Source organism: Microcoleus sp. B7-D4 (assembly GCF_036705125.1).
GTDB lineage: Bacteria > Cyanobacteriota > Cyanobacteriia > Cyanobacteriales > Microcoleaceae > Microcoleus.
The window spans coordinates 1-19,762 of sequence record NZ_JAUBTT010000003.1 but is presented as its reverse complement, the minus strand read 5'-3'; the positions used below and the strand labels follow the sequence as shown (position 1 = coordinate 19,762).

Here is a 19,762-nt window from a genome sequence, read left to right as displayed (position 1 = left end):
ATCTAAATCCCCCAAAAAAGCTCGAAGATATCCCAGTAAATTGTGCCGCAAAACAGACAGCGAGCGATCGAACTTTTCGCGATCGCCCACCGCCGACCAATCAATCAAACCCATCGCCAAATCAATCTCAGATTTCAGCATTTCCCCCTTGACAAACCTGGGGCGATTTGCTATGATTTCGGTGGGTAGGTATTGGGAATTTTCAATTTCTAAATTTCGACTAAGCGAATTTTGCAAAATCTCTAATTCGGCAGCCACAAAACCCGGATCGAAACAAGAAGAGTCAGCAGCTTCATACAAACAAATCGATCGCACTAAAGCACCGTTATCGTGACCCGGACTTACCAACCGCAAAATTACTAAAAATTCCTCTCCTGGATTAGCCGAAGCACTCAACAAAACTCGATCGGCAAAATCAAATAAATCTCCCTGTCCGGCTAACTCGCCATTGACAAAAATTTGAGCATCTTCTGCCCACCAAGTCAAGCCCAGCAGCAACCGCAAACCAACCACAGGATAGCCCTGCAAATTGTCAGGAATTACAAATTGCTGGCCCAAATACAAAACTTGCTTCCCAGACGGCCAAGCAATATGTCCTTTCCCGTTAAGTTCGGCAACAGGGCTGTTACAAATATTTACCGAAGAGACAGCCGAGTCAGAATCGCAGTACCTCCAACCAGACTGAACCTCCACTTGACTGAGGCGGCGCAACTTTTCGACAGTGGCAGAAATATTGTTGCTGGCAGGTGACACAGAAGCGCTCATATTTCGCTAAAATAGGAATTGTGTATTAATCAAAAATCAGATTGAACCGCCCCGACGCAAAGGACGCGAAGAAATAAAGGTTTCAGAGGGTTTGAAGCTGCGATTAAGATCTCGCTTTGATTTTACAGCAATATTCAGCAATTCCGGCGCGAATCAAAAATCTGAATTCAATAATTAAACTTATGTCCAACGGTTACTACGGCCCATACCAAAGCCGACTATTAAATTTTATATCGAAACAGTCCCGCCAAGTCGCTGACAATTGCGATCGAACTTGGCGTCAAATTAAAGAAGCAACTCTCACGGCTACCCAAATTCTGCTTTATCCAGCTTATTTGCTGGTGCAAAGTTCCCGACTGCTGGGCCGACAGTTGCGGGAATCAAGTCAAAAAGTAGATTTACCGGAACTACAAGAAGAATTTGGCGGTGACGAAAATCCCGATGGGCAACAAAATTGGTATCAGGGCGAAACTTCCGAGGAAAGTTCGATCGCCGAAATTTTGCACCTCGCCGAAAATTTACTAAACTCGTCGCAAACCGCGAAAACTTTAGCCAGCTTCCCGCTGTTAATAAATCAGGGAAATACTGCTAACAATTTACATCCGGCCATCAATTTTAGCGGACAAACCGCAAAGCATCAAACAACTTCCGTCTTAGAACACCCGCTTGCTAAAACTCAATTAAAACCCCAACCGAAAGTTGAGGGAATTGCCAGTTTTATCCCAGCCCGCACTTTAGTATTGGTCGGAAGAGAAAATCAGATATTAGATATTTTGACACCCGAACAGCAGGAAATGCTCGAAGGTCGCATAACTTGGGAAATTGCCAACAGCGGGCCCGAACGGCGGGAAATTACCCAAAAAGAATTAAAATTTAATCTCGGTTTGGAGTCGGCAGCCAAAAAAGCGCAGTTGCCGCCGATGCGTCGTTTTTGGGAATTGATGGCCTGGCTTCAGACGAGTCCGGTTGCTCTCAAAAGAAATCAGTTTGGAGAATCAATCCTCGCAGTTAAAAAATCGATCGACCGCAATGCCATCCTAGTCCAAAAAGCCCGCGCCCAGATCGAAGCAAAAACCGCACTGCAGTCAATTGCTGCATCGAATTTGATCGACCACAATACCCCAAAACTAGAAACTAATTTTAACAGCAAGTTCGATCGTCTAGTCAGCAATCCTCTATCCTTTGTTACATTACTCGATCGCGCAGCCGTCAACATCGAGGAATTAACCCTACCGCCAGCGCTAAAAACAACCGCCGCACCAACAGAAATCCCCGGAGTAAAAATTAATACATCCGGCACAGACGGCAATTTAGATTTTTCCGCCCGCGAAATCCTGGAAAAATACGCGCGAAACATCGAAGGAATTATTTGGTCGTCAGTAGACCACCTCCTAGGCAAAGAAACAGCCGCAAGTGATAATACGGAGAAATCCCTGTCAATTAAGTATTATTTACAACAGCTTCAAGAGGAAAAAAACACGCAAAAAAGCCCAGAGGTCGATCGACCGTGGCTGAAGTGGCAAGACTTATTCGGGGAAGCTGCACCGGAGCATTTAATCGAAGGAAGTTCCGAACCCGATGCAGTAGTTCAAACTCTGGTATCACAATCTAGTCCAAAAGTCAAGCAGAAAATTGCAGAAGTAGGAGAATTGCCAGAAGGTCTATCGACCGCAGTCTCAATCTCCCCTTACCCCGAAGCACTTCACCGCCTGCTCGGGCAGCTAAAACAGAGCTTGCTGACACAAAGCCCAAAAAGTCAACCCCAAACAGCATCTGATTTATCTGATTTAGCAGTTACTCAAAAAAATAGCCCTGCACTCGCAGCAGAATCAACCCCAGGGCGCGCGCCGGAAACCCAAGTGCCAAAAAACACAAACCCGAACACCCGACAAAACAACCAATCCCCAGCAGCAATCACCGCGCCAACCCGCAGATACACCCCCGCAACCCCCACAACCCCCCCCGCAGCCGAACCAAAAAATCACAGCGCAGGCGTCCAACCGGAAGGCGAATACTTAGAAACAAAAGCAGAATCGATGGGATACATTAAGCACCCCCTAGAACAAGTGCTCGAATGGCTCGATCGAGTCATGCTGCGGTTAGAAAACATCGCCGAGCAACTCTGGAATTGGGCAAAAATCAACTTGCCAAAAATCCTCAAAAGCAAAGAGAAAATTGACTAATCTTTAGCTTATGATAAAAAAGTTGCGGCAACAGCAGCAAATCAGCTCAGTATTATGCCATCTTTGGAGACTCCCACAGTGCTAACCCTCAAAATCGTAGTTAATGTAGTTGTTTTATTTTTTGTTTCCCTGTTCATATTTGGATTTTTGTCCAATGACCCAGCCCGGAACCCCAACCGCAGAGACATGGAATAAACAAGTTATCTCGACCGCAGAGTAGGGGCGCGTCACCGCAGCCCCTGCAACAGCCGACAAACCCGCAAAAATTAGTTGAACAAAACTTGACCGAAAGCATCCAGGATACAAGCCCCCGGATTCATCCGTGGAGAAATAAAAAACCTGTATCCGATGAAACTTGCCCCCCGAATTGCTCCGTGGGGTCAATGCTTCCAATCTAAAATCTAAAATCTAAAATCTAAAATCGATTGACCTCGCACCAGCAGCGAGGTTATCTTGTGGCGAAAGCAACTTCTGAAAGCAGCCAGATTTTGGCGCGCCAAAGCCACAGCCAATTTTAGATGTCAGATTAATTTTTAAACAATGGCCTTATTAGATGCAAAATTTTCAATAATTTGCACCCTATAAAATCTAAAATCTAAAATCTAAAATCTAAAATCGGATGACTTACCTGTTGTAACTATGCCCTATCCGGTACCGCCGCCAGAACCCTCTGCCATCATCTACATCGCAAAGCCAAAAAAAGTTGCCCTCACTGTGGCGGCCGGCGATGGAGACACCCGCAGCCACCCCGCAGAAATACCGGAACCAAGCCCAGATATCGTTCAGCCAGAACCCACACCGGCCCCAGCAGAACCCGCAGCCACACTCCTCGGCACCACCCCAGCCACCGACCAGCCTCCAGAAATCGCCGACCCCCTAGCGGAAGTCGAAAGCGGCGAGGCAGTGGTGGGATTTCAGGGGCAGACCCCTGTGGAAGAACCCGAAACTGCGGAAACTCCGAAAGATTCCTCGTTTACAGCTTACCAATTGGGTTCGGTAGAAAATGCCATTGCCATTCGGAATCGGGAACGAACCGCAGAGGCGCAGAGAAAACAGGAGAGAAATATTGCCGGAAAGCAGGAAAGTTGGTATCAGGCCCAAGGCCGGCAGTTAGAAGATAACTCTCCCCAACCTGCGGAGATTCCCGTTCCAGAACCCGCGCTAGAACCAGCACCCAGCGGGCAACAGGAGTTCGAGATTCCCGCACCAGCAACCGCCCCCGCACCCAGAACCCCCCCTGCGCCGACACCGAAACCTAAACCAGCCGCGCCGGGAGTCCGCACCGCCCCTTCTGGGCGGACGGTGCCTTTTCCGGTGACTCCGGCCGATACTATCGAAGTTAAGGCCGACAGCCAAGAATTCGACGATAAGCAGCAAATTGTCACGGCGGTTGGTAATGTCGTTGTGCGGTTCCGGCAAACTGTGATTGATGCCGATCGAGCGATCGTCAACTTAGTCACCCGCCAAGTGGTAGCATCCGGCAATGTCGCCTATACCCGCGGCCAACAAGTAGTGCGCGGCCAGCAGATGGAGTTCAATCTCGGCCTCAACAGCGGTGCAGTCGAACAAGCACGCGGCGAAATATTCCTGCCCGCAGCAGGTAGCGAATTGACGCCCACACTGCCGACAGATATTAGTGCTGGGACGATTCTCGAACAGCCGCTGAGCGATCGAATTACCAGCCAGCAGCCCCTACGCGGAGTCAAATCCCCCGGCGCTGCTACAGTGACTATCGGCGGCGGCGGACAGCTAGCAGCCCCCCAAGTTACTGGTGCCGTCAACCGCATCCGCTTTGAAGCAGAACGCATCGAACTGCTGCCAGACGGCGCGAGGGTAGCAACCAACATTCGGCTTACTAACGACCCGTTTTCCCCGCCGGAATTTGAATACAGGGCCCGGAGGGCGACGATTAGAAGGATTTCGCCCACGGCAGAGGAATTAGTCACAACTAAACCCCGCTTGGTGTTCGACAACCGGGTGAAAATACCCGTGTATCCCCGCAGGCAAGTCTTTGACAGCAGGCAGCAAAACGGCCCGTGTTTGACCTTTGGTTACGACGGAGGCGAACGCGGCGGTTTGTATGCCGAGTGCGGTTTTGAGGTGTTGCAAAACGGGCCGGTGCGGCTGACTCTGACGCCCCAAATTTACCTGCAGCGGGTGGTGGAAAAGCACGGCGGTAATCCGTTTTCTCCCGATAGCTACGGGCTCAAAGCGAGGTTACGCGCTAGTCTCGGCCGGCGCACCAGCCTGGACGGATCGGCAATATTTCTGAGTTTGGAAGATTTCCCGAATTTGCCGGAAAACAGCTTTCGGGGCAATTTGCGCCTGCGACAGTTGATCGGCACTCACTCTCTGGCTGCAGAATACAGTTATCGCGATCGACTGTTTAACGGTTCTCTGGGCTATCAAACCGTGCAGAGCAGCCTCGGAGCAGTCCTCACCTCCCCAGTCATCCCACTCGGACGCACCGGCCTCAATCTCAGCTACCAAGCTGGGTATCAATTTATCAATGCTGACACCGATCGACCAGACTTGCTCGAACCAGTGCGGGAAAACAACCGCATCGATCTGGGCCGTTCCCAAGTTAGCTTCGCCTTGAGCCGCGGCTTTAACCTGTGGGAGGGTCAACCGCTGCCCCGCACTCCCACCCAGGGCTTGAGGTATACGCGGACGCCAGTGGTTCCTTTCTTGCAACTGGCCCTGGGACTCCGGGGAGTTGGTACTTACTACAGCAGTGGCGACAGACAAAATTCCCTCGCTGGCAGCGTCGGCATTCAAGGACAGTTCGGTCATTTCTCCCGCCCTTTCCTCGATTACACTGGGTTTAACGTGACTTATACCCAGGTGGGGCGCGACGGTATCTCGCCGTTTTTATTCGATCGCTTAGTAGATTTGAGAGTCCTGTCTTTTGGGCTTGTCCAGCAAGTTTACGGAGGCTTTCGAGTGGGATTTCAAAGTGCTATTAATTTAGAAAGTGCGGAAACAATCAGTACGAATTACACCTTAGAATACAGCCGCCGCAGCTACGCAATCATTTTGCGTTTTAACCCTGAGCGTCAAGTCGGCAGCCTGACTTTTAGAATTAGCGACTTCAACTGGAATGGGACTCCCCAACCTTTTTCCGGGGACGCGCGAACTGTAGAAGGAGGCGTTCGTTTATCCGATTAATTCAATTGGGAATTGGGCATGGGGCATTGGGCATGGGGCATTGGGCATTGGTCATTGGGAATTTGGAACCAACAGAAAACAGTCAACCGCCAACAGAAAACAGTCCACAGACAACAGAAAACAGACAACAGAAAACAGACAACAGTCAACAGTCAACAGACAACAGAAAACACTCAACAGTCAACAGAAAACACTCAACAGTCAACAGTCAACAGTCAACAGTCAACAGACAACAGAAAACAGTCAACAGTCAACAGAAAACACTCAACAGTCAACAGTCAACAGTCAACAGTCAACAGAAAACAGTCAACACATGACAGAAGTGACCGCAATATCTGCACAAGCAGCGGCTCTGCTGGTTCACTACGGTTTTGACCTAGGTGGCAAAAAAGCCGAGAAATTGGCGGGTGAATGGCTAACCAAGTATCCCGGCTATTGGCTGCGTTTAGCAGTGGTTGAAGCGCTTTATCAAGGCCGCTACAAGGCTGTTTCTGTGGGACAGCTATTGAGTATGTGGCACCGGATAGGTGAACCTCTCTATCATTTCAATCGCGAGTTTGAACGCTTGGTATGCAACAATTTTCCTCAAAATTTAACCGGGGAAATTGGTGTTCAAATGTCGCAGGAGGATATACTTTTCTCCAACCAGGAATCGCAAGTTGGTGTCGCCGAGTTAGATTTGCGATTGCCGTCAGAGGCGCAACTTGATGTGGCGCTTCATGCAGAAGTCCCCAACACAGACGCCCCGGGAATAGGAAAATTGCCCGCAGCCGACGATCGCACAAAAGAAAATACAGAATTTGTAGTATATGAAGATGTGGCTATTACCGCCCTCGCCGATCGAGCCGAAGCCGAGCAAAAATTAGCTGACAAACCTGTGGCAAAATCCTTCCCAGTTGTCAAACACACTGATTTTCATACCAAGTTAAAAGCCATTGCCAGAGAAGGCAGAAGAAAGAAGGGAGAAAGCAGAAATAGACTGTAAACTTTGGGAACTATAGCCTTTCTCAGTAACATGAGGTGCTCTCGCGGCCTCCGTGGCCTCCGTGGCCTCCGTGGCGTCCGTGGGCATAAGACTCGCCCCCATACCTCACAACGCTTGAGAACCGCTATAGATAGTTATTTTTCACTTTTCACCAGAAAACGAGCCAGAAGCCCCTGGCTTTAGACATGGGGAGGAAAGTGGCAGCGACGACCGTCGCCTGAAGCTTTCTTCCTTCAAAATCCATAGCTATAGCCATCTTTTTTGTGAATTGCTTTGCAATATTTATGGCTAACACCTGCTACCCTCCCAGCCTTCGTTACGATATCAAAACTACCTGAAGCACGGCACAAAACACGCCCGGTGTAAGAGCCGATTTTCTTGCCTGCGGTAACGTTTGCACTGACAAGATCGCCAGTCTGAAACCCTTTATGGATTTGCACTCTGGACTTGTGCCGCATGGGAAACCCGTACTGATTTGTGCCGCACATCTGTCGTGTTCCGTGACCTTTTGCTGCGATCAACAGTGGCTTTGATGTTAAGACTTCAAGCGTGTCAACGCTGCCCACACACGCAGCATCAAGCCAGTGCGATTTAGCTAATCCTAACCGATGGCGATTGAACTTAGTTTGCCCGCCCGTGCCAGTAGTGACGGGCAATCCCGTCTTTTTAAGTGCATTAAACAATGCCCACCTGGTTGAGTTGACCGCTGCTGCATCTTTAAGAGGCTGTTTTGCCTGTTTGAGAATACGATTTAGCAGGTCGGGCTTAGCTGCCAGGAATACCCGAACATCTTGATTGCCTTTCTTTTGATTGCAATCGTGGCAGGCAATCGTTAAATTAGAAACCCTGTCCGAGCCACCTTTTGATTTGGGTTGAATGTGCTCAACCTCAAAAGGTACATTTTCAGCCGAGCAATAAGCGCACTGCCGATTCCATTTGTCCAAGAGATACTGCCGGACTTCGTAACCCTGCAATTCTCCCTGCTGATACAATACGCCTGAGATTTCAGGGTTTTGCATTAGTTGGGTATCGAACCGCACTAACTCTTGAGCAATGCTAGCAATGGGCGCAAATCGAATTAACTTGCGTACCCATGTAAGTGTTGTTTCAACTCGATGCTGCCCCGATGGAGCTAGCCAACCATCCGGACGAGTGCGATTGAGAAACCGCGCTTGACGATATCGAGTTTTGCGATTTCGCCTTCCTCGCCTGAGTTGGTGGCGAGAGAGAAGTGCATCTTTAATTTGCTGCCCCCTGTGTTGCAGTTCGGCTCCGAAGATAATCTTGTTGCCCTGTTTGACTGCGATTCCCGTAATTTTAGATCCCGGATCTAATTTCAGTTCTAAGAGTTCAGGATTCGTCTCAACTGCTTTTTTCAAAACAATTGTAAAGGGATAGCGGCGAAATACCGCTGCCTTGCCTGCTTTCAGTAATGACCTTGCCATTCCTGGTTTGCAGGGTGATAAAGGTTTGAGATTGTTATCAATTACAAAGGCAAAGTTAGACATTTTTGCGTCTCCTCTGATTTCTCGTAATGTTCGCTTCGCCAATGTTTTCAAGGCTTGTTCTGCTGGCTGCACTTCCTTAACCCATTACAGATGTTTAACAACCAACGATAGTGCTACAAACTAGCGACGCATTTGTAGGTATCATGACCTCGAAAACGTAGACCTCGAAAGTCTTGGGCTGGTCATGTTGTGGCTCGCATCCCGCTTGCGTTAGTCGGGCAGTCTACAAGCCCCTGCCTTTAGGCATGGGGTTCATGACTTGGGGCACTTACTCCCATCCGAATTTCCGAACAAAAAGATGCTTGTTCCGTACCGTTAGCTTGCTTAACAACGCTAGTCCGCAGCCGCAAATTGGGCATGAGATACCACAGCCTTTCTTCGGCATGGAGGGTGTCTGATTCTGTAATCAATGTCAGCACGTCGTCGCCCATCACGTAGCGGCTGTTACCCTTGTCTTGCAACACTTTGCCAACGCTTGGATTGTCGGGATTTGGTACGATCGCTAGTATTGTAGAACCGATTTGTTTAGCTTGGTCGCGATCGGGAATACCGTCCCAACTAATCCGAACGCTAGTTAGCTTAGTTGAAGCCGGGTTAATCGAGTGTTGTTGGCAAAGTTTGACGACTGCTGCATCGCTAGCTGTCAGTATTTCTATTTTGAGGTCGGATTTACCTGCCTGCAATTCCCCAGAATTGAGATTGTGTACGGTACGCTGAGAAAACCATTTACCTGCACTTAACTCGAAAAACTCGATAACATCCATGAAATTTGTCTCTAAAGTCAATACTGCTTTATTTGCGATCGTGACTTGCGCGCTATGAGTCAGAAACCCGGTTTCTTCCTGCGTACTAGCGACCAAACCCATGATTTTGTTTAGAAACCCGGTTTAAGAGTGCAAGTCCTTTTCTATATTTTAGAGGAAGGGGGCGCACCTGCAAAGCTTTCTGAGAGCTTTAGGTGAAACAGATTGCAGATGCCGTTGAGGTACGAAACCCAACCAGGGGGACATCTGCCTCGCTGATGCGGCCGACTTGACAGAAAATTAGAGCATCCGCCATTATATTTCGTTAGAAAAAGTTTTTTTCGCACTTTAAATACCTGAAAATTTTTAGCTTTGAGAGTGTTTATCGATCGACCATCCTGGCCCAAATACCAGCTATGTTAAGAAAAGCAACGATATATGTGAGCCTTTGTCGATCGAGCGGTAAATTGGGCGTTGCTGAGTTTAATTATATTGGCGGCGATTTATTATCATGGCACTGCTTGAAAATTCTCCAAGCAGACTCCGACTAAAAAACAAGCAATTCATCGAACCATCACCAAACCGAGGATAGCAAGCCCGTAGCACATAGCATTCAAATATGTCATGCTAAGTCAAGAGAAAAGATTCTCGATCGGCTTTTCGGTAGGGTACAGCTAGCGATCGCATACATTTAAAAAACACATCCGTAAATTTATGACCGAGTTTACACAAGGGCTGGATAAAATGCAGCCCGCAGAACAGACGCACTACCTGGGAATCCTGCCAAGTCAGCTAGCAGCGACTTCAGACTGCGAAAAATTATACAGCTTACTAACAGATTACAATTTTATTGAATCCAAGCTGTCAGCATCGGGAGTACAGGCGCTAATAGAAGATTACGATTTAGCAACAAGTCCCGATATTATTACCTCAGACCAAAAAGCCCACCAACTCAAATTAATCCAAGAAGCAATTCGGCTGTCTGCCCACATTCTAGCCACAGATAAAACCCAACTAGCCACCCAACTAATAGCCCGCTTGATGTGCTTTGAAAGTCCAGAAATTCAAGCACTGCTAGCACAGGCCAAACACCAAACAACCCCCTGGCTGCGACCGCTAACGCCCAGCTTTACCCCTCCCGGCGGGAGATTGTTGCGTACCCTCACCGGACATACAGACTGGGTACAAGGTGTAGCAATCACCCCCGACGGCAAGCGGGCAATTTCTGCGTCCTCCGACCACACTCTCAAAATTTGGCACTTAGAAACAGGAGAAGAACTTTCCACCCTCAAAGGTCATCTTACCTACGTCAATGCTGTAGCTGTCACGCCCGATGGCACTAAAGTAATTTCCGGTTCTTGGGACAATACTATTAAAATTTGGGATTTAGAAACTGGACAAGAAATATTTACTTTTGCCGGCGATACTTTTGCCGTAGAAGCAGTAGCAGTAACTCTCGACGGCAAGCGAGTAATTTCAGGTTCTTGGGATGGCAGTATTAAAGTTTGGGATTTGACAAGCAGGGAAGTAATTTTCAACTTCAAAGGTCACAGCAGTTTTGTCCAGTCGGTAGCAGTAACTCCTGATAGCAAACGGTTAATTTCTGGGTCGGGAGACAACAGCATTAAAGTCTGGAACCTAGAAACCGGAAAAGAACTTTTTACTCTTACGGGTCATGAAGACTGGGTAAAAAGTGTAGCAGTTACTCCCGACGGCGAAAAAATAATTTCTGGCAGTTACGACGGAACTGTTCAAGTCTGGAGTTTGCCCGAACAAAAGCAACTTTTCACTTTAGGAAAACACGGCAGTTTTGTTCAAGCTGTAGCAGTCAGTCCCGACGGCAAACGGGTAATTTCGGCTTCCGGCGACAAAACGCTAAAAGTTTGGAATCTCGAAACAAAAGAAGAACTTTCCACTTTTACCAATCACATTGCCCCAGTTAATGCTGTGGCTGTTACCCCTGACGGCAAGCGGATAGTTTCTGGTTCCTCTGACAAAACTCTCAAAGTTTGGCACTTAGAAATAGGCAAAGAAAATTTATCATTTGCACGTCACGATGACTGGGTAAATGCTGTAGCAGTAACGGCGGACGGTACTAAAGCGATTTCCGGTTCGGGAGACAACAGCCTTAAAGTATGGAATCTCAAAAACGGACAGGAAATTTTTACAATTCGGGGACATCAAGATTGGGTAAAAGCGATCGCAATAACAGCGGATAGCAAGCGAGTAGTTTCGGGTTCTGGCGACAAAACTGTGAAAGTTTGGAATCTAGAAACCGGAAAGGAAATCTTTACTTTCACGGGTCATACAGACTGGGTGAATTCTGTGGCAGTGACTGCGGACGGAACGATGGCGATTTCGGGTTCGACAGACAAAACTATAAAAGTTTGGAGTTTGGAAACAGGAGAGGAACTTTTTACTTTTACAGGTCATGAAGACGGGATAAAATCTGTTGCAGTTACTCCTGACGACAATCGGGTAATTTCTGCTTCCAGCGACAACACTCTCAAAGTTTGGAGTTTGGGGAAAGAAAAGAATATTTTTGCTCATTTGTGGAATGTAGGAGTTAAAAATCAACTTTTCACTCTCAAAGGTCATGAGAGTTGGGTGAATGCTGTGGCAGTTACAGAAGATGGAAAATGTGCAATTTCTGGGGGGCGAGAAACAACTTTGAAAGTGTGGAATTTGCCAAGTAGAAAGGAAATTTTTACTCTAGCTGGTCATGCCGATACGATAACATCCGTGGCGACTAGGGGTAATAAAGCGATTTCTGTTTCGGATGACAATACTCTGAAAGTTTGGGATTTGTTGAGTCGAAAAGTAGTTGCTAGTTTCACGGGAGATAGTGCTTTGAAAGCTTGCGCTATTGCGCCGGATGGGGTGACAATCGTAGTGGCGGAAGCTTCGGGACAGGTCCACTTTTTGAGGTTAGAAGAGGGGAAATAGTCATTAGTCATTAGTCATTAGTCATTAGTCATTAGTCATTAGTCATTATGCCGATCGCACTTTTGCTAAAATTTAAAAGTGCGATCGGTCTTTTCCCCAATCTAGTTTACAATTGTTCGGGGTCAATTCCCATCGCTCGCAGTCTTTCTGCCAGTACAGCAGCCCGCTGTTCGGCTTGTTCTGCCCGCTGTTCGGCTTGTTCTGCCCGCTGTTCGGCTTGTTCCAAGCTGCGAGAAACCTCCTCATAACTTGTAAAAGGTTCCCCGTCAGGGCGATAAATTTGCAACTCTTCACCCGACAAATCAAAGCGAATTCCTGCAATTCATTAAAAAAAATCTCATTCACCAAAGAGCGCATCGAAAATAGGGCAGACACCACCCGCCCTACAAAACTACTTTCTCTGCAAATTCACCCCGCGAATCGAATAATCCAAAAGCTCAATTGGGTGCATTAAAGTAACTTCCTTTCCCTGCAACTCCAAATGCTTCTTAATTTGCAAAGAACAACCCGGATTAGAAGAAGCAATCAACTCCGCCCCAGTATTCAGCAAATTCTCCACCTTTTGCACTCCTAATTCATCAGCAACATCCGGCTGAAGCATATTGTAAACCCCCGCACTCCCGCAGCACAAAGCCGCATCAATAGGCTCTTTTAACTTCACTCCCGGAATTTGTTGCAGCAACTGACGCGGCTGCAAACTAATCTTTTGCCCGTGCAACAAATGACAAGCATCTTGATAAACAATTGTCAAATCTCCGTCAATCAAAGGATTAAGTTTCGCCGTAATTCCCGCACTTGCCAAAAACTCTTGCACGTCCTTAACATTAGCAGCAAAATTCTCAGCTTTCTCCCGATACTCAGGGTCATCTGCTAAAATGTGACCGTATTCTTTCAAAGTGTGGCCGCACCCAGCAGCGTTGATAATCACAAAATCAACGCCAGTATTTTCAAAGCTATCAATCATTTGTCTCGCCAAAGCTTTCGCCTGTTGGGCTTGCCCTTGGTGTTCCGGCAAAGCAGCACAGCATCCCTGACTTTTAGGAACCACAACCTCGCAACCGTTAGCCGTCAAAACTCGCACCGTAGCTTCATTAACTGGCGAAAATAACAGCCGCTGCACGCAGCCTAAAATCACGCCGACTCGATAGCGTTTCTCCCCTTGTGCGGGAATTACCTCTGGTAAATTATCCCGGAAAGAATCAACAGTAACTTTCGGCAAAATTGATTCCATCGCCGCCAAGCGGGGAAATACTTTTTTCAGCAAACCTGTTTTGCGGACAAGTTTTGGCAGTCCTAATTTTTGATAAATAAACAGGGGTACAAGCAAAGGCCGCAATCTGTGAGGGTAAGGGAAGAGATTAAAAATCAGAGTGCGAATTACATTGTCGGAAAAAGTGCGTTCCTGATTTCTAGTAACTTGGTGGCGAGTTGCGGAAATTAGCTTGTCGTATTGAACTCCTGAAGGGCAAGTTGTAACGCAGGCCAAACAGCCCAAACAAGTATCGAAATGCTGTGAGGTTGCTTCGTTTAAAGGTGCGTCGCCTTCGTTAATTGCATCCATTAAATAGATGCGGCCTCTGGGGGAATCCATTTCTTTGCCAAGTACGCGATAACTCGGACAAGTTGACAAACAAAAGCCGCAGTGTACGCAAGTATCGATTAATTTCGGATCTGGCGGATTGTTGGCGTCGAAACCTGGGATGTCGAGGGTTTCTAAGTGGGGATTTTGTGCTAGAAAATTGCTTTCTTTGGCAGGTCTTAAATCGTCGCTGGGAACTTGAGATTTTTCTGAAGTTTGCATAATAATATTACCTAATTGTTTTGGTTCGTAGTAAGGACTTTAGTCCTTTAAAATTGCCAGCATAAATCCATCAAGCCAACAAAAACTTCTCTTCTCTTCTCTTCTTTTCTCTTCCTTCGCGCTCTTCGCGCCTTCGCGGTTCGTAAAAAACAAATCTAATTCACAAATAGACATCTCCCAAAAAGCCAGTATTGAACAGGCAGGATGCCGGTTCCACAATAATTATTCCAGAGGTCTAATGATTTAGGCCGGGATTCAATAAAAACTGAACTCCTTACTACAAACTTTAAACTAAATACCGCTTATAAAACGACGGGGACTCAAAAGATTTTCCGGGTCAAACTGCTGTTTAATCCGGCGCATTAAATCGATCGCACTTCCAGTATAGCCCCAAACATCTAACTGTTGCTTGAGGTCGGTCGGCGCTGCTAAAACAGTCAGAAAACCGCCTTTTGCTTCGCACCCTCTGCGTACCTGCAACAGCGTGTCTGCAGTCGCAGTCTCAAACCGCAAAACCCCCAAACCGCTGCCTGCATGAATCAAAGCGTCCTGTACCGGCAATTCGTTAATTGCCGTTACAGCTTCCGACGGTCTGATTCCTATTTTGCAAATAATTGCCGACTTTGTGCCAGAATCCCACATTGTTTCTGGCAATCTTTGCCATAACTGATGCTCATCATTTTCGCAGCAGCTAGTGCCTTGCAAACCCAATTTTTCGCCAACTTCCAGCAAGCGGGCTGATTGTTGTTTAACACTTGGGGCGATACTTTGAAATCTGACGATTAATCCCGTGCCCTTTCCTAAGCCTAATTTTGCCACTAATTCAGGTGACAGCAAATCAACGGCTGTTGGTGTCAAAGCAGAGGATAATAAGATTTGAGCCGTTTGGGACAAAGCATTAATTTCCCCTGTCAGCACTACGGTTCCCGATGATTCAGGCAGCGGATAAACTCGGAAAGTTACTTGACTGATGACGCCCAATGTGCCGTAAGCACCAGTAAACAGTTTCATCAAGTCGTAACCGGCGACATTTTTAACAACTCGACCTCCGGCTACGGCAATTTTACCGTCCGATCGCACAAAGGTAATTCCCAATAGCAAATCTCTCACCCCCCGATAGCGATGCCGCAAGGAACCCGCATCAGCAGTAGCGACAATGCCGCCCAAAGTTGCCTCTTGCGGATATGCTGGATCGATCGGCAAAAATTGACCTGCCGCAGCTAAAATTTGTTGCAAATCCGCAAACTTCATCCCCGCTTCTGCAGTCACGGTTAAATCGCCCACAGCGTGTTGTACAAGCCGATTGAGGCGCGAAGTGCTGACAGCCACAAGCCCCGCTGCATCAGGAGATACCCTTAAATCCCCCTTAAAAAGACCCACTTTGACAACATCTTGCTCCCCCCTTTGTAGGGGCGGTGCCCCCGTGCCCGCCCTGGGCCGGGGGGGCTCGGAGTCTAATTTAACTAAACCGCCCCAATCAAGTTTGCTGCCGCTGCCACAAGGCAAGACTGCACAGCCATGTTGCTGTGCCCAAGCAATGACAGCCGCCAGTTCTTCCTGAGTATTGGGGTAAACAGTACAATCTATTTTCGTGTCGGGGGCAACTGCTTTTTCTACCCGTTCTTGCCAAAATGGCTCTGTATCTTGCCAGCGACAGATGCCAGCAGTCCCGACAATACTTTCTAATTCTTGTATGCTTACGTAATTTTCGGTAGAAAAAGATTTCATGAAGGTTATCAGACGCCCGGTAAAAAAAATTATCAAAACACTGCCTAAAACCATTAAATATTAATACGGGCCCGATATTCAAAACATGAAGAAACAAATGTCTCAAAACCGAATTTCTCTGGGAATTACCGGTCTCAACGAAGTGATTGGCGGTGGCCTAATTCCTCAACGCTCTTATCTGGTGCGCGGCGGCCCGGGTACTGGCAAGACTACACTGGGCTTTCACTTTTTGGCAGCAGGTGTGGCTCTGGGAGAAACGCCCCTGTTTATTACTTTAGGAGAACCGGAAGCGCAATTGCGGGCCAATGCCGAAACTCTCGGTTTTGATATTGAAGCGATGGCGTTCCTCGATTTGAGCCCATCCTCAGAATTTTTTACAGAAGTTCAGACTTATGACATTTTCTCCCCCTCCGAGGTGGAGCGAGAACCGACTACACAAAAGATTATCGAGCGAGTCCAAGCTGTCAAGCCACAACGGGTGTTTTTGGACGCGATCACTCAATTTCGCTACTTAGCTGCGGATGAGTTTCAGTTTCGCAAGCAAGTTTTGTCTTTTCTGCGGTTTTTGGTGGAAGGGGGGGCGACGGTGGTGTTCACCTCAGAAGGCACTTTAAGTGCTCCCGATGACGATTTGCAATTCATCAGCGACGGAGTAATTTACTTGGAACTGCGCCCTGAAGGACGCACCCTGTCTGTTACCAAGCTGCGAGGGTCCAACTTCCGCAGCGGCCGCCATTCGCTGCGCCTGACTCAGGCTGGTATGGAGGTATTTCCGCGACTGCTTCCGGACAACTTTCAACAGGATTTTGTTGCGGAAGCGATTTCTTCTGGGGTTCCAGAAATGGACGAACTGCTGCACGGGGGAGTGGAACGGGGGACTGTGACGGTGATTAGCGGGCCTAGCGGCGTTGGTAAAACGACGGTGGGGATTCAGTTTATGAAGGAAGCTGCAGGAAGGGGGGAGCGATCGGTAGTTTACATTTTTGAGGAGTCAAGTTCTACTCTGCTGGAGCGCTGCGAATCAGTTAACATTCCGGTTGGGGCGATGATGGGGCAAGGAAGTCTTTCGGTGATACCTGTGGAACCTTTGCTGTACTCGCCGGATCAGTTTGCCTGTATGGTACGGCAGGAGGTTGAGCAGGAAAAGACGCGGATTGTGATGATTGACAGTATTTCTGGCTATCAGCTTTCGATGCAGGGACAAGATTTGGTGAACAATTTGCACGCTTTGTGCAAGTATCTGAAGAATATGGGAGTCACCGTTATCTTGATTAATGAGGTAGAAGCCATTAGCGGAGATTTTCGGCTGACCGAGATCGGAATTAGCTATTTGGCGGATAATCTTCTGTTTATACGCTATCTGGAACGCCAACTGCATAATAGGACAGAAATCCGCAAGGCGATCGGAGTAATTAAAAAACGAGTCAGCAATTTCGAGAGAACTCTGCGAGAACTCGAGATTACTCGCTACGGCATCAAAGTCAGCAAACCGATACGGGGGCTGCGCGGTATTTTGAGTTCGGCGCCGGTGTGGATTGATGGGGAAGCGGATGAAGATTGAATCGGCGCTTGTCGTGCTGTTGCTGGGCAAGTGCAGCTAATTTTGCAGTCGTGAATCTACTAATGAGTAGGGGGCGCGTCGCGCACCTCACCACTAGCAGTAGTGCGCGCACCGCGCACCTTACCACTAGCCTAAGTCCTGGAAAACTTAAATATATTGGTAAATTTGTGTATTTTTCGACTTTTATCGTAATGTAGTTTTCAATTCTATGAAATACAGTAGGGGCACAGGGCACGCGGCCGTGTCCTGTGTCAGATCATCTGTACTTCACTCAACTGAAAACCTATGTAATAGTTCCCCGAAAAGTAAGCTAATACCAGATAAAAAAAGAATCCAACTTTAGACCACCTCCCAACCCATATATAATCACTCACTCCCAATTTTTTATGAGGTTGCATAGAATCCGATCCCCCCTAGCCAAGAGGGCGGGCACGGGGAGTAGGGGTCGCACCGCCCCTACTAAGGGGGGACAAGATTCTTCTCAAAGTCAACCCCTACTCCCCAACAACCAGGGGGATGCGAGGGGGATCGAGATATGTGTAACTTCACATTAAATTGGTATCACTCGCCATTGTAAAATCTAAAATCTAAAATCTAAAATCTAAAATGGTATAACCCGTATTCACAGGAAGCTGATAAATGACTGGCACTTCAATAATTTTAGCCGTAGACCGCAATCAGCGAAACTTGGAACTATTAGCACAATTTCTCAATAAAGAAGGATACCAGATGATCGCGGCTTATAACTATGAAGATGTTGCACAAGCTATCAGTCAGCCTGCTAGGATCGGGATGGCTTTAGTAGATATTTCTGGTTTCGATCGCCGGATTTGGGAGTGCTGCGAACAACTGCGAAATCACCAAATCCCTTTTCTGATACTCTCGCCCAAACAAAGCGCTGCTATTCAGCACGAAAGCCTCTGCCACGGTGCTCGGAATATGTTGGTAAAACCTTTGATAGTTAGAGATTTGCTATCCATTGTTCACAGCTTGCTAGGAGAACGTGCGTGAGTCAAATTTTATTGCTTGTCGAACAGAAAGAAAATCGCCGCTTGTTATTAGAATGGCTAGCAGTTTATTATGAGGTATTGCTGCCAAACTCAACAGAAAATAGTGAGGAGTTTTTACCATTTAATCAATCTTTTGACCTGGCGATAATTGACGGTATTTCCCTGAAACGCCACTGGCAATGGGTTGCCGCCCAAAAACAGGCAGAACACCCGGTATGCTTGCCTTTTCTTTTGATTACATCCCGCTCGGATGTAGGGATGGCAACGCAATTTATTTGGCAAAGTATTGACGATTTGATTATCGCTCCGATCGAGAAGATAGAATTGCAAGCGCGGGTGGAGATTTTGCTGCGATCGCGCCAGTTGTCTTTAACTCTTAAATTGTCTCACGACCAACTCGATCGCACTCTGCAAACAGCCCAAGAGCTCAATGAGATGAAAACATCTTTGCTGTACATGATTGCCCATGACGTTCGCAATCCTTTGAATTTCATCATCGGCACTACACAACTTCTTAGCAAGTACAAGTTAACATTAACAGAGGAGAAAACACAAGAACTTCTAGACAAAACTCAAGCAGCGGCCAAAGGCATAGATTTGTTATTAGATGATGTTTTGCTGCTGGGGCGTGTTGAGTCGGGAAAAACAGGTTTTTCCTTGCTACCGATAGACTTAGCAAAGTTGTGTAATGAGTTGGTAGAGGAATTTCAGAGCAGCCTGAAGTTGAAACATGAAAATGAGCGGGTGACGCTGATTTTTGTCAATCACCATCAATCTGCTATGGCGTGTTTGGAGGTAAGCTTGCTCCGGCGCATTCTGGGCAATTTGCTGTCCAATGCTATTAAGTATTCTCCCCCAAATACCGAAGTCATCTTTGAATTAAAAGTTACTGAAACCGAGGCTATTTTTTCGGTACAGGATGCAGGAATTGGCATACCTGTAGCAGACCAAGGACGGCTGTTTGATTCATTTTACCGGGCTAAAAATGTCGGTCGCATTCCTGGTACTGGACTGGGGCTGAGCATTGTTAAAAAATGTGTGGACTTGCAGGGTGGCGAAATTACTTTGACCAGTGAAGAAGGCATTGGCAGTACATTTACAGTAACGCTGCCGATCGCACAACCAGGAAAAAAGCAAATCTCGCCTGCAACGCCTTAAACTAGATGCAGGCATTATATTGGGATATTCATCGATGGATTTGACGCCCCGCTGAGGCTCTACTTGGTATAGCTTTTCTTATTGACATCCACCCCGGCCGTACCGCGGGATTCCATCTATTCAAGCCAGTCAAAAATTGACAATTGCTTAAATTCTGGTGGGTTGACGCTTCTTTGGGTGCTGCTATCCTGGGATAGTCTTATGCT

14 protein-coding genes and 1 pseudogene are annotated in these 19,762 nt (G+C 47.4%); 9 read left to right on the top strand and 6 right to left on the bottom strand.

Going from position 1 to position 19,762, the window contains the following annotated elements; genetic code table 11:
- A pseudogene (locus tag QUB12_RS01545) lies at positions 1–765 on the bottom strand (alpha-mannosidase); the annotation flags it as partial.
- A 182-nt stretch (positions 766–947) separates the two neighbouring features.
- On the opposite strand from QUB12_RS01545, the gene QUB12_RS01540 reads away from it, so the two are divergent.
- The 4 genes from QUB12_RS01540 to QUB12_RS01525 all read left to right on the top strand — a co-directional run bounded on the left by QUB12_RS01540 (position 948) and on the right by QUB12_RS01525 (position 7,101).
- Entirely contained in the window at positions 948–2,948 is a 2,001-nt protein-coding gene (locus QUB12_RS01540) for a hypothetical protein (protein ID WP_333305162.1), read from the top strand.
- A gap of 78 nt (positions 2,949–3,026) precedes the next feature.
- Entirely contained in the window at positions 3,027–3,143 is a 117-nt protein-coding gene (locus QUB12_RS01535; RefSeq protein WP_039887172.1) for a photosystem II reaction center protein I, read from the top strand.
- A 444-nt stretch (positions 3,144–3,587) separates the two neighbouring features.
- The gene (locus QUB12_RS01530; protein ID WP_333305160.1) at positions 3,588–6,116 is read left to right on the top strand and encodes a DUF3769 domain-containing protein; all 2,529 of its coding nucleotides are present in this window, start codon (positions 3,588–3,590) and stop codon (positions 6,114–6,116) included.
- A gap of 40 nt (positions 6,117–6,156) precedes the next feature.
- The gene (locus QUB12_RS01525; protein WP_333305158.1) at positions 6,157–7,101 is read left to right on the top strand and encodes a hypothetical protein; all 945 of its coding nucleotides are present in this window, start codon (positions 6,157–6,159) and stop codon (positions 7,099–7,101) included.
- Positions 7,102–7,334: 233 nt separating this feature from the next.
- Here QUB12_RS01525 and iscB read toward each other — a convergent pair whose 3' ends face one another.
- Together iscB and QUB12_RS01515 are read right to left on the bottom strand one after the other, a co-directional pair.
- Positions 7,335–8,609, bottom strand: coding sequence for an RNA-guided endonuclease IscB (iscB, locus tag QUB12_RS01520; protein WP_333107803.1), 1,275 nt, complete (start codon positions 8,607–8,609; stop codon positions 7,335–7,337).
- A gap of 239 nt (positions 8,610–8,848) precedes the next feature.
- A complete protein-coding gene (locus tag QUB12_RS01515; protein WP_333305235.1) occupies positions 8,849–9,373 on the bottom strand; it encodes a phycobiliprotein lyase in 525 nt (174 codons plus the stop codon).
- Between the two features lie 395 nt (positions 9,374–9,768).
- Between QUB12_RS01515 and QUB12_RS01510 the strand changes: the two genes are divergently transcribed.
- Together QUB12_RS01510 and QUB12_RS01505 are read left to right on the top strand one after the other, a co-directional pair.
- Positions 9,769–9,903 carry a hypothetical protein gene (locus tag QUB12_RS01510; RefSeq protein ID WP_333305156.1) on the top strand — a complete coding sequence of 45 codons (135 nt, stop codon included), beginning with the start codon at positions 9,769–9,771 and terminating at the stop codon, positions 9,901–9,903.
- Between the two features lie 151 nt (positions 9,904–10,054).
- Positions 10,055–12,298, top strand: coding sequence for a beta-propeller domain-containing protein (locus QUB12_RS01505; protein ID WP_333140427.1), 2,244 nt, complete (start codon positions 10,055–10,057; stop codon positions 12,296–12,298).
- A gap of 106 nt (positions 12,299–12,404) precedes the next feature.
- On the opposite strand, the gene QUB12_RS01500 is transcribed toward QUB12_RS01505, so the two are convergent.
- The 3 genes from QUB12_RS01500 to QUB12_RS01490 all read right to left on the bottom strand — a co-directional run bounded on the left by QUB12_RS01500 (position 12,405) and on the right by QUB12_RS01490 (position 15,827).
- The gene (locus QUB12_RS01500; RefSeq protein WP_333140285.1) at positions 12,405–12,599 is read right to left on the bottom strand and encodes a hypothetical protein; all 195 of its coding nucleotides are present in this window, start codon (positions 12,597–12,599) and stop codon (positions 12,405–12,407) included.
- Positions 12,600–12,689: 90 nt separating this feature from the next.
- Entirely contained in the window at positions 12,690–14,099 is a 1,410-nt protein-coding gene (locus QUB12_RS01495; protein WP_333140283.1) for a heterodisulfide reductase-related iron-sulfur binding cluster, read from the bottom strand.
- Positions 14,100–14,390: 291 nt separating this feature from the next.
- Positions 14,391–15,827, bottom strand: coding sequence for an FAD-binding oxidoreductase (locus QUB12_RS01490; protein ID WP_333140281.1), 1,437 nt, complete (start codon positions 15,825–15,827; stop codon positions 14,391–14,393).
- 97 nt (positions 15,828–15,924) lie between these two features.
- On the opposite strand from QUB12_RS01490, the gene QUB12_RS01485 reads away from it, so the two are divergent.
- From QUB12_RS01485 to QUB12_RS01475, 3 genes are all read left to right on the top strand, one after another.
- Positions 15,925–17,388: an ATPase domain-containing protein gene (locus tag QUB12_RS01485; protein ID WP_333305154.1), complete on the top strand. Its 1,464-nt coding sequence runs from the start codon at positions 15,925–15,927 to the stop codon at positions 17,386–17,388.
- 639 nt (positions 17,389–18,027) lie between these two features.
- On the top strand, positions 18,028–18,399 hold the full coding sequence (locus QUB12_RS01480; RefSeq protein ID WP_333305152.1) for a response regulator: 372 nt from the start codon (positions 18,028–18,030) through the stop codon (positions 18,397–18,399).
- Positions 18,396–19,556: an ATP-binding protein gene (locus QUB12_RS01475; RefSeq protein ID WP_333140274.1), complete on the top strand. Its 1,161-nt coding sequence runs from the start codon at positions 18,396–18,398 to the stop codon at positions 19,554–19,556. The genes QUB12_RS01480 and QUB12_RS01475 overlap by 4 nt, the downstream gene beginning before the upstream one ends.
- The last annotated feature ends 206 nt before the right edge of the window (positions 19,557–19,762 follow it).